The 11,157-nt window shown below is 61.6% G+C and carries 9 protein-coding genes and 1 pseudogene; 1 reads left to right on the top strand and 9 read right to left on the bottom strand.

Annotated elements, in window-relative coordinates:
• Positions 1-15 precede the first annotated feature (15 nt).
• Together BLU11_RS15710 and BLU11_RS15705 are read right to left on the bottom strand one after the other, a co-directional pair.
• Positions 16-1,623 (bottom strand): carboxyl transferase domain-containing protein, encoded by a 1,608-nt coding sequence (locus BLU11_RS15710; protein WP_090274987.1) that lies wholly within the window; start codon positions 1,621-1,623, stop codon positions 16-18.
• A gap of 18 nt (positions 1,624-1,641) precedes the next feature.
• Complete coding sequence (locus BLU11_RS15705) at positions 1,642-2,805, bottom strand: isovaleryl-CoA dehydrogenase (RefSeq protein ID WP_090274985.1); 1,164 nt, start codon at positions 2,803-2,805, stop codon at positions 1,642-1,644.
• A gap of 170 nt (positions 2,806-2,975) precedes the next feature.
• Between BLU11_RS15705 and BLU11_RS19325 the strand changes: the two are divergent.
• Positions 2,976-3,071 (top strand): annotated as a pseudogene (locus BLU11_RS19325) (hypothetical protein); the annotation flags it as partial.
• A 72-nt stretch (positions 3,072-3,143) separates the two neighbouring features.
• Here BLU11_RS19325 and BLU11_RS15700 read toward each other — a convergent pair.
• From BLU11_RS15700 to BLU11_RS15675, 7 genes are all read right to left on the bottom strand, one after another.
• A complete protein-coding gene (locus BLU11_RS15700) occupies positions 3,144-4,622 on the bottom strand; it encodes a carbon starvation CstA family protein (RefSeq protein ID WP_090274983.1) in 1,479 nt (492 codons plus the stop codon).
• A gap of 372 nt (positions 4,623-4,994) precedes the next feature.
• Entirely contained in the window at positions 4,995-6,260 is a 1,266-nt protein-coding gene (locus BLU11_RS15695) for an OprD family porin (protein WP_407920258.1), read from the bottom strand.
• On the bottom strand, positions 6,200-6,331 hold the full coding sequence (locus BLU11_RS19715) for a hypothetical protein (protein ID WP_269433206.1): 132 nt from the start codon (positions 6,329-6,331) through the stop codon (positions 6,200-6,202). Before BLU11_RS19715 ends, BLU11_RS15695 begins: the two co-directional genes overlap by 61 nt.
• 152 nt (positions 6,332-6,483) lie before the next feature.
• Positions 6,484-8,367: a WD40/YVTN/BNR-like repeat-containing protein gene (locus BLU11_RS15690; RefSeq protein ID WP_090274981.1), complete on the bottom strand. Its 1,884-nt coding sequence runs from the start codon at positions 8,365-8,367 to the stop codon at positions 6,484-6,486.
• Between the two features lie 58 nt (positions 8,368-8,425).
• Complete coding sequence (locus BLU11_RS15685; protein WP_090274979.1) at positions 8,426-9,541, bottom strand: Mrp/NBP35 family ATP-binding protein; 1,116 nt, start codon at positions 9,539-9,541, stop codon at positions 8,426-8,428.
• Positions 9,542-9,571: 30 nt separating this feature from the next.
• Entirely contained in the window at positions 9,572-10,357 is a 786-nt protein-coding gene (locus tag BLU11_RS15680; protein ID WP_197674211.1) for an ethylbenzene dehydrogenase-related protein, read from the bottom strand.
• A 46-nt stretch (positions 10,358-10,403) separates the two neighbouring features.
• Complete coding sequence (locus BLU11_RS15675; RefSeq protein WP_090274977.1) at positions 10,404-11,144, bottom strand: molecular chaperone TorD family protein; 741 nt, start codon at positions 11,142-11,144, stop codon at positions 10,404-10,406.
• Between the last annotated feature and the right edge of the window lie 13 nt (positions 11,145-11,157).

Genomic DNA, 11,157 nt, shown 5'->3' with positions numbered 1-11,157 from the left:
ATAGGCGCAGATGGGTCACATGCGGAACACGCCGAAGCGGGTCGGCTCGATCGGTGCGTTGAGCGAGGCGGATAACGCCATCCCCACTACATCGCGCGTCTGTGCTGGATCAATCACGCCGTCGTCCCAGAGTCGTGCACTGGAGTAGTAGGGGTGACCCTGGTGTTCGTACTGTTCGAGAATCGGTTGCTTGATGGCGGCCACTTCGTCGTCGCTGAGCGTCTTGCCGGCACGTTCGCTCTGCTCCTGCTTGACCTGAGCCAGTACCCCGGCGGCCTGTTCGCCACCCATCACGCCGATGCGCGCGTTTGGCCACATCCACAGGAAACGCGGGTCATAGGCGCGACCGCACATGCCGTAGTTGCCGGCGCCGAAGCTGCCACCGATGATCACGGTGAATTTCGGCACCCGGGCGCAGCTCACCGCGGTGACCAGTTTGGCGCCATGCTTGGCGATACCGCCTGCTTCGTACTTCTGCCCGACCATGAAGCCGGTGATGTTCTGCAGGAACAGCAGCGGAATGCCACGCTGGCAGGCCAGCTCAATGAAATGCGCGCCTTTCTGCGCGGCCTCGGCGAACAGAATGCCGTTGTTGGCCAGGACGGCCACCGGGTAGCCGTGCAAATGAGCGAATCCGCAGATCAGCGTGGTGCCGAACAGCGCCTTGAACTCATCGAATTCGCTGCCATCGACCAGCCGGGTGATCACTTCGCGCACATCGTAGGGCTGCTTGGACAGCGCCGGGATTACACCGTACAGCTCATCGGCCGAATACAGGGGTGCCTTGGGTTCGCGCACCTGCAGCCGGCCCAGTTTCTGCCAGTTGAGGTTGGCCACGCAGCGCCGGGCAATGGCCAGGGCATGTTCGTCATTTTCGGCATAATGATCGGCAACACCGCTGACCTTGCAGTGCACATCGGCGCCGCCCAGGTCCTCGGCCGTCACCACCTCACCGGTCGCGGCTTTGACCAGCGGCGGGCCGGCGAGAAAGATGGTTGCCTGATTACGCACCATGATGGCTTCGTCGGCCATCGCCGGCACATAGGCGCCGCCAGCAGTGCACGAGCCCATCACCACGGCAATCTGCGGGATACCCTGAGCACTCATGTTGGCCTGATTGAAGAAGATGCGACCAAAGTGTTCGCGATCGGGGAATACCTCGTCCTGACGCGGCAGGTTGGCACCGCCGGAATCCACCAGGTAGATGCACGGCAGACGGTTTTCCCGGGCGATGGTCTGAGCGCGCAGGTGCTTCTTCACCGTCAACGGGTAATAGGAGCCGCCTTTCACCGTGGCATCGTTGGCGATGATCATGCATTCGATGCCTTCGACGCGGCCAATGCCGGCGACGATACCGGCCGCCGCGACGTTTTCGCCATACACTTCATAAGCGGCCAGCTGTGACAGTTCGAGGAATGCCGAGCCGGGGTCGAGCAGCGTATCGATGCGATCGCGCACCAGCAGTTTTCCGCGCGAGGTATGGCGCTGTTGAGCGCTGGCACCGCCGCCTTCGCTGATCTGATTGAGCAGGGCACGGAGATTGTTCACCTGCTCGCGCATGGCTGCGCCATTGACAGCGAACTCGGGCGCACGGGTGTTGATCTGGGTATTCAGGATGGCCATGAAACCTACTCCGGACGTTTATTTTGTTTCGTTGAACAACTCGCGACCAATCAGCATGCGGCGGATCTCGCTGGTGCCGGCGCCGATTTCGTAGAGTTTGGCGTCACGGAGCAGGCGGCCGGTGGAAAATTCGTTGATGTAACCGTTGCCGCCGAGAATCTGGATAGCCTGCAGGGCCATCTGGGTGGCGTTTTCGGCGGTATACAGGATCACGCCGGCAGCATCCTTGCGGGTGGTTTCGCCACGGTCACATGCCTGAGCCACGGTATAAAGATAGGCGCGGCTGGCATTGAGCTGGGTGTACATATCGGCGACCTTGCCCTGTATGAACTGGAATTCACCGATGCTCTGACCGAACTGCTTGCGGTCGTGAATATAGGGCACCACCACGTCCAGACAGGCCTGCATGATCCCGGTGGGGCCGCCGGCCAGCACGGCGCGCTCATAATCCAGGCCGCTCATCAGCACTTTGACGCCACCGTTTTCGCTGCCCAGAATGTTCTCTGCCGGTACTTCAACGTCATCGAAGAACAGCTCGCAGGTGTTGGAGCCGCGCATGCCCAGCTTGTCGAACTTGTTGCCACGGGAGAAACCCTTCCAGTCGCGCTCGACGATGAAAGCGGTAATGCCGTGTGGACCTTTTTCCAGGTCGGTCTTGGCATAAATCACATAGGTATTGGCATCCGGGCCGTTGGTGATCCAGGTCTTGCTGCCATTGAGTATGTAGCGGTCGCCCTTTTTATCGGCACGCAGCTTCATGGAGACCACATCGGAGCCGGCGTTGGGTTCGCTCATTGCCAGCGCACCTATGTGTTCACCGCTGATCAGCTTGGGCAGATATCGGGTCTTCTGTTCGGCAGTGCCGTTGCGGTTGATCTGATTGACGCACAGGTTCGAGTGAGCGCCGTAGGACAGGCCTACCGAGGCTGAGTAGCGGCTGATTTCCTCCATTGCCACCACATGCGCCAGGTAGCCGAGACCCGCACCGCCGTATTCCTCGGAAACGGTCACGCCGAGCAGGCCCATATCGCCGAACTTCCTCCACATGTCGCTGGGGAACAGATTGTCACTGTCGATGGCGGCGGCACGTGGCGCCAGTTCGGCAGCGGCGAACGCCTGTACCTGCTCGCGCAGCATGTCGATGGTTTCACCGAGGGCGAAATTGAGGCTGGAGTAAGTCATGGAGCTACCTGTCTTGTAGTTGTTTTGCTTGATCGGGTTCGCCGGAAAGTCCGACGTTCGTCCTTTGGCTGAAGAACATCTCGTCAGCCGGTCACCTTTACGTTAGCGTAAACTTGCTCTTGAAGGACTGTCAACACTGTCAGCGCCCTCGGGAAGTGCAAGTCCCATAGACTAACAAGGCCATCGACGGCCCGCGCTGGATGCACACAGGTGATCTGGCGGTGATGGATGGCGACGGCTACCTGAAGATCGTCGGCCGCAACAAGACGTCAGATAACCTGACCGTGATTGCGTGCGGTTGTGATGTGTTTAACACCACAACCGCACACCGAGTTGAATCAGGCTTGAGGGCCTGCATAAACGTTCTTATTGTGCTTGTTATGCTGGTAAATCAGGCCGATAAGACAAGCCAAACCAACCACGATACCTATGGGTTTGCTGTACTCCTCCGGCATGTTCAAACCAATCCCGGCCGTCGCGATATAGGACACGGTAAGCGCTGTGCCGATCACTGCTGGAATACTGGCAATCCAGTGGAAAGTACCCCGGTCAAACAGATACTTGGTTGCCAGCCACAACACACTGGTAGACAGCAGCATGTTGGAGAAGGCGAAGTAGCGCCAGATCAAGGAGAAGTCCAGGAAGGTCATCAGATAGGCCACACCCAATATCGGTGCGGCCAGCGCCAGTCTGTGCATGACTGACTGCTTGATCTTGAACGCATCGGTAACCGTCAGGCGCAGTGAGCGGAACGCCGTATCACCCGAGGTAATCGGGAAAATAGCCACCGCCAGAATCGCCATCACGCCACCGAATATACCCAGGTAACTGGTCGCAATGTGATTCACCACCAGCCCCGGACCGCCCAGATCCAGCATGCCTTTCAGCTCGACATAACCGCCCGGGAAAGCCGCGATACCGGCCAGCGCCCAGACACAGGCAACAATGCCTTCACACATCATCGCGCCATAGAATACCGGACGGGCATATTTTTCATTGGTAATACAACGGGCAATCATCGGTGACTGGGTAGAGTGGAAACCGCTGATGGCACCGCAGGTAATGGTCAGGAACAACAGCGGCCAGACCGGCAAACCGTCCGGGTTAGGTGCCAGAAAGTCATGCTCATGATGGCCGTCGAAATACGCAAATACATCATTCACCACCGGCAGGTTGGGCGCTTCCAGCAACAGTGCCACAGCAACCAGCGTGGTCATTACAATCATCAGCAAACCAAACACCGGGTACAGCTTGGTAATGAGCTTGTCGATGGGCAGCAAGGTGGCGAAAAAATAATACGCCAGAATCACCAGAACCCAGAAAGTGTTACCGGCCAGGAAAGTACCTTCGAAGAAAGACAGGTTACTCAGCAGTCCCGCCGGACTCATGATGAACACCACGCCTACAAAGAACAGCAGCATGCAGGTGAATACCAGCATCACGCCCTTGAAGATCACGTTGTAATAATTACCCGCAATCTCTGGCAAGCTCTTGCCGTCTTCCTTCATGCTCATGACACCGGAGAAGTAGTCATGAACCGCGCCGCCCACCACGTTACCGATAACAATCCACACCAGCGCGATGGGGCCGTACAGGGCACCCAGGATAGGCCCGAAAATGGGACCGACCCCGGCAATATTCAGGAACTGAATCAGGAAGGCTCTGACCGGACTGATGGCGACATAGTCCACGCCATCATGCAGGCGTTCTTGAGGCGTCTTTGCTGTGGGGTCTATACCAGCTTGTTTTTCCACAAAGGGGCTGTAGAACTTGTAGCCGAGAATGAGTATCGCAAGGCTGGCGAAGAAAATGAGCATGTATCAACCTCATAGTTGTAGGAGCAAGAGCCTGTCAGCACTTATATTGGTGGGGTTTATTTTGTAACACGGTAATTTAGCATTGGCGGTGCCGAGGTGATACCAGCCTATGGTCGGAGATAGGGGGATGTACTGTGCTTCGCTTTAGCCTCATGAGGTAACAGACCAGCCATCACACAGGCTCAGCATTTGCCAGTTTGTGATCTCCACTACCCGCAATTTTGATCAGGACCCCCGCTTTGGTCTGGCGGTCAGGGCGCTGACCTGCGAGGCGGATCAGCAGCGGCTGCGTGAAGCGTTGAAGCTGGCAGGCGGGCCTGTTGAAAGCCTTCCCTGGCTTAGTGATTGACCGTCCTGTTTTGTGTCGCGATATCAGAAGATATCCAGCGGATACTCGACCACAAAACGCAGCTCATTCGCTTCGCTGCTGAAGCCGTTGTCACGGTGCACGGCATAGCTGGCGCGGACGGCGAGGTCCTTGGCCGGACCTGACTGCACTACATAGCGCGCTTCGATGTCACGTTCCCAGTGCTTGCCGTCCTTGCCTCCGGTGCTGGCGCTGTACCCGCCGTAAACGCCGCCTTTATAGTGCGTGTCATCGATGCCATCACCGGTAATGTAACGGACCATGAAGTTCAGGCCCGGTACGCCGTAATAACCCATGTCGATGTCATAGCGCAGCTGCCAGGACTTTTCGTTGGGGCCGTTGAAGTCGGAATACTGGATGGAGTTGGCTACCCAGATGGAGCCGCCGGTGTTGCCGCTGTCCATGCCGATATAGTCGAAGGGCTCGTCGCCATCGACCTGCTGGTGGGCCAGCATGAACCTGTGGGCGCCGGCAGTGTAGGCTGCGGACAGCGACCAGGTGGTGTTGTCGATCCGGCCGGCCAGCTCCCTGCCGGTATCCCGGGTCTCGTACAGGTTGAAGTCGAACGCCAGCGAGCGTTCGCTGGCCAGCGGCAGGATGTAGTTGAGCTTGCCGTAGTACTGGTTCCAGACATCTTCGAGTTCGGACGCGTAGAGTATGGCGCTGAACCGGTCGGTGAATTGGTAGCTGCCGCCCAGGTAGTCGGCACTGGCTGCATCCACTGCACCACCGTAGGTGAGGGTGATTTCTCCGTCACGGTTGGTGTTCATGCTGCCATCGCGGATGGAGGTGAAGTGCCCGGCTTCCAGGTTCAGTCCTTCGATCTCGTTGCTCAGCAGCTGGAAGCCCTGGGCCGTGCCGAAGAACAGGCGCGAGCTGCCCATGCCGAACACCGGGTTGGTGGGGATCAGGTCGCCGGCTTTCAGCTCGGTCTTGCTGATGCGCGCCTTGAGGCTGCCGCCGGCGTAGGCGTAGTTGTCCTGGGCCTTGCCGTCGGAGCCGGTCGGCAGCAGGCCGGTGTAAGCGGTGCCGCCGTTGCGGTCGCTGTCCAGCTTGATGACGCCGACGGCATGGGCGTCCACACCGACGCCGACGGTACCCCGGGTATATCCGGAGGTGAAGGTGGCGCGCAGGCCGTGGGCCCATTCGCGGGTATCGCGGTGGATGCCCGAGGCATGCTTGTAGTCGCGATCAAACAGGTAGTTCCTGTTCAGCAGGTTGAGGCTGCTGCCTTCGATAAAGCCCTCGGCATCGGCTTGACTGCTGGCCAGGCCAGGCCGGGCAGGGCAGTGATGGCGGCGGCGGTGGCCAGTGCGATAAGACTGAGTTTGCGTGTGTGCACGGTGTTTCTAGCTCCTTGCTGCGAAAAAAATCTGGTCAAAAGCATCACGCACAGCGTCATTGCGAGTCTGAAGGGCGTGGCAATCCACTGCCTGCTGGTCCGGGCCGGTGGATTGCCGCGTCGCTGTGCTCCTCGCAATGACGGAGTGGGCTTTATGGTTGGTCGAGGAGAGGAGTGCGTGGCTGTGTTGGCTCGCGCTGCAAAATGGTGCCGCGATCACCGACCGCATAGACCGCTCCGTTGCGCGTGGCGCAGACGGCGCGCAGGCCGACATCGCTGCCGCTGGGTTCGGAAATCCACTGGCCGGCCTGCAACCGCAGGATACGACCGCGGGTGCCGACGGCGTAGGCGTTGTCCGCGCTGGTGCCGGATACGCTCAGCAGGTCATCACGCAGGCGGGTGGGTTGCAGCTGCCAGCGCTGGCCGTTGAAGTGGGCCAGACTGCCGGAGAGGCCGACAGTGTAGATGTCGTTCAGCCCTGGCCCCCAGACGCTGTAGAGGAAGTTCTCGGTGCCGACGTTGAACTCGGCCCAGTCCTTGCCGTTGTAGCGCAGCACCAGACCGAAGTCGCCGACCGCGAGCATGCGGTCCTTGCCCCAGCCCCACAGGCTGTAGAGTGCTGATTGGGTACCGCTGGACATGCGCTTCCAGCTCAGGCCGTCGAAGTGCAGGATGAGCCCTTCATCGCCGACCGCGTAGAGGTCATCCGGACCGCTGCCCCACATGGACAGAATGGTCAGGTCCAGGTGCATATCGTGGTGCAGTTGCCAGTCCTGGCCATCGAAGCGATAGATGCGGCCGAGCTGGCCGGCGGCGAACAGGCCGTTGCCGGTATCCCAGACGCAATGCACGGATAGCTCGCTCGGGGCCGGGAGGGCGCGCCAGCTATCACCTTTCAGGATCAGAACGGTACCGGCTTCGCCACAGGCGTAGCAGGTGCCATCCGCCGCTTCATGGATGCCCCACAGCTGGCGATCGGTGGGGGAGGCCATGGCTGTCCAGGCGCTGCGTGGGACAGCGCCGGGCGGCGGTGCCAGGGCGGCGGTGAAGTCGTCCGCGGCGGTCATGATGCTGCCAAAGTCACCGACTGCCAGGGCCTCGCCGGTGGGCAGGGCGATGATATCCATCAGGTCATGGGGCATGTTGCTTTCGAGGCGGTCGAGCTTGAGGTCTTTCAGGTAATACAGATGGCCCTTGTCGCCGACGATCAGCACGCCGTCCTTGTAGGCTTTGAGCGAGCGCAGGCGGGGCATCGGCTGGTCAAAGGTCAGCGCCTGGAACAGGCCGTCGCGGTAGCGCACCAGCTCGCCACGGAAGCCGCCCGGATCGACGAAGTAGCGCCCGCCAGCCAGCAGTATCTCGTCGTCCAGCAGCAGTATGGCCTGGAAGCCCGAGCCCAGCGGGCAGTCCAGCTGGACCCAGCTTCCATCGAGCTGGCGTTGCAATACAGTGCCTTCGCCACCGGCGGCGTAAACCGTGCCATCGGCAGCGCAGGCCACGGCGCGCAGGTTGATGCGGGTCGGGGCTGTTTCTGCGGTCCACTGGTTGCCGTCGTAATGCAGGATGATGCCGTCATCACCCACCGCCCAGGCCTGGCCTTGGGCGTTGCCATCGATGGCGAACAGCGGGGTGTTTTCTGCGCAGGAGGCGAAGCGGCCGTTCTCGTCAATAATGCCGCCGCGCACCTGCTGCCAGCTGCTGCCGTCGTAGTGCAGGATACTGCCCATCCAGCCCACGGCGATCAGGTCATCGGCGCGCAGGCCCCAGATGCCATGCAGTGGCAGTTTGGCGGGTACCTCCATGTGTTGCCAGCGCTGACTGCCCTCGCCAGTACCGCCGCGGTAGCGCAGGATCATGCCCTCGTCACCGACCACGAACACTTCTCCCTCCCCGGACCAGCCGGACCAGAGCACGTCGCCATCACCGGCGCCCACCTCCGGGACCCGATGCCAGGGTGCGCGGTGTGGCTGGGAGCTGGTGCCGCCGAGCAGCTGGCGGAAGAATTGGCGACGTTCAGCGTTGGGTGCCTGGGTCATGGTGTAGCGTCCTCACAGATAAAACGAAGTACAACAAGGGGGTGACGCAGGTACGACGTCAGCGTGGGCTGCCGTCGTGCCCGGCAGAGGGCAGTGGCTGGTTGCCCAGCAGGGCTGCCAGTTCGCTGCGCAGGGCATCGCGCTGCTCCTCCGGTACCGCGGCGAGTGCCTGTTCCAGTTCCGGCGCCTGTTGGGCTTCCTGGTTCATGGCTTTCAGCGAATCCGCCGCCGCTGCGGCGAAGTTGGCCTTGGCCTGATCGACACAGGCGTTGACCGCCAGGCTGAACGCCCGGGCCTCGGCGCTCTCGGGTGCGTCGAGCACGATCGGCTGGCCGCTGTCCGAGCCGCTGGCCAGCGCCAGCGAAAACGGCACCTGGGCCAATGAGGCAACCCCGGCCTTGTCCAGAGCCTCGGCCAGATGATCACGCGGGAACAGGTGGAACTCGCCGCTGCAGTGCGGGCAGGTGACGCCGGCCATGTTCTCGACCACGCCGAGCAACGGCATGCCGCGCTCCTGGCAGAAGCGCACGGCCTTGAGGCTGTCCATCAGCGCCACTTCCTGGGGCGTGGTGACCAGCACGGCGGCGACGTTCTGGCCTTCCAGCAGGTCGGACAGGGTGATCAGCTCGTTGCCGGTACCCGGTGGCATATCGATGATCAGAAAGTCCAGCTCGCCCCAGTCGAAGGAGCCGATCAGGTGGTGCATGAAGTCGTGCTTGTAGGAGTCGCGCCAGACGATGGGCGTGTCGTCACTTTCCATCATGAAGGCCAGCGAGCCGACCTGAATGGGATGCGCGAGGCCGGATGCATTGAAGGCCAGCGGCGACAGGCCGCGCTTGCTGATACGCACGCGCTCGCCGACAAAGCCGAAGAAGCGGCTCTGGTTGGGACCGTGGATATCCGCATCGGCAACGCCCACGCGGTAGCCTTGGGCTGCCAGCCCGGCGGCGATGTTGGCCGACACCGTGCTCTTGCCCACGCCGCCCTTGTTGGCCATGACCATGATGATCTGGTCGATGCGGGTCAGGCGCGAGTCCAGTACCAGCTTCTCGTGGTGGCCCTTGTCCAGCCGGCAGCTTGGCTCTTCGGGACAGAACTGGCAGGCGTGACCGCGGTCACAGTCCGCCGGCGCGAGTGCCAGCGGGTCCTGCGGGTTGAACTGGGAAACCGACATTGTTGCTCACTCCACTGCGGGAAGCCGGCGTCAGCGTTTGCTGTCGCTGGTGTCCAGCAGAATCCAGGTATGGGTAACGCGCTTGTTGCCATCGCGCTCGTTGTCGCTTCCCTGCCAGACAGCAAAGGACAGGGGAACCATGCCTTGCTTGAAATCAACTTCATGTTTGCTGGCCGGCTCCAGCGGGCGGGACATAACCACCTGCCATTCATTATCCTGGGCAATCTGCTGGGATACATACAGGCCGTCACCGGACACGCTCTGCTCGGGCAACCGGGTGGTGCTGCCGAAACCGCCGGCGGCGAGATTTTCGACGTCGCGCTGGTCGGCGCGCCAGTACCAGATATTCACCGGTTTTTCCGGCCCGCTGCCCATCATGTAGGAGGTGTCGGTGCCGTTCAGCGCGTACTGTACCGCAACGCCATCGCCGAAGGCGTCGACTTCGCTGGTACGGTCCTCGGTGTGATCCTTCCAGTGCAGGCGCACATAGAAGCGTTCGCTGGTGCGTGCCACCTGGAAGTACAGGTGCTTGCCGCGCATGGCGCCGTCGTCGAAACGCAGCGCTACCGACTGGTGCACCGGCGGCGCCGGGAACACATGGGTGCGGTAGGTCGGGATGCGCTGCCAGATCAGATCGTCAGGATCGTTCTGGCTGCGCAGGTAGATATTGTCGGGCAGGCGGGCCACCTTGATGGTGTCACCCGGCTTGATTTCCAGCACGTTGGGGTTGGCTTCCGGGTGCTCGGCCAGGGCAACGCCGGCGGCGCAGGCGACCAGCAGGGCCAGGGAGCTGCGCAGCATGGATTTCAGTTTCATGGCAAATCTCCTCACTGGGGGCCTCAGCCCCCGACAACCGGCGTGGTCAGTCCCACATCGGATGTGAATCGGTGTCGGACTGGATCTGGACTGCACCGGGCAGCGGACAGGGTCCGACCCGGGAAGACAGGCTGGCCTGCTGCTCGGTGACCCAGTCGGGCAATACCTCCACCAGATAGGCCAGCGTCGGATCCAGGTTCGCGTCGCGCAGCTGGCTGTAGCGCGCCTTGATCGCCTCCAGCAGCGGGGCCAGGTAGCGGGCAATGAAGTCCCGCCGGGCGCGCTGATAGGGGCTGGTGTCCTGCTCGTGGATCAGCGCCCGGCGTTCCAGAAAGCACAGCAGGCTGCAGAATTCGAGCATGGCGACCAGATGATCCGGCTCCTCGGCCTGACCTTCATCGGCCTGCGCGGTCTGCAGACCGAAGTGCCGATAGAAGGCCAGCACGTTGAGCAGATAGTTGCCGGGCGTTTCGCCCCCGAGCAGCTCTTCGTGTGCGCTGGCCATCAGCGGTATCCGCCGCTTGCGCCGGGCCTGCAGGAAGGTGCCGGTATAACCGATCTGCAGTGCATCCAGATCGCTGCTGGGCGGCAGCGATGGCCAGGTCTGTCCGGTTGCGGTCTGCCAGGCCGGGGCGAGGGCGGCATGTATCCGGCCCTCTTCCAGCGCGCGCTGGGTTTCTTCCAGCGGGTAGCCGAACAGCGCAGCGGCCAGCCGGTAGATGGTCTCCTGCGCGCCCAGCCGGTCGATCTCGACCGGGGCTGGTGCGTAGGCGGCGGTTGCAGTCATGACGTGTCTCCCG

This window comes from Halopseudomonas litoralis, assembly GCF_900105005.1.
Lineage (GTDB): Bacteria > Pseudomonadota > Gammaproteobacteria > Pseudomonadales > Pseudomonadaceae > Halopseudomonas > Halopseudomonas litoralis.
This window is presented reverse-complemented; position numbering and strand designations above follow the sequence as displayed.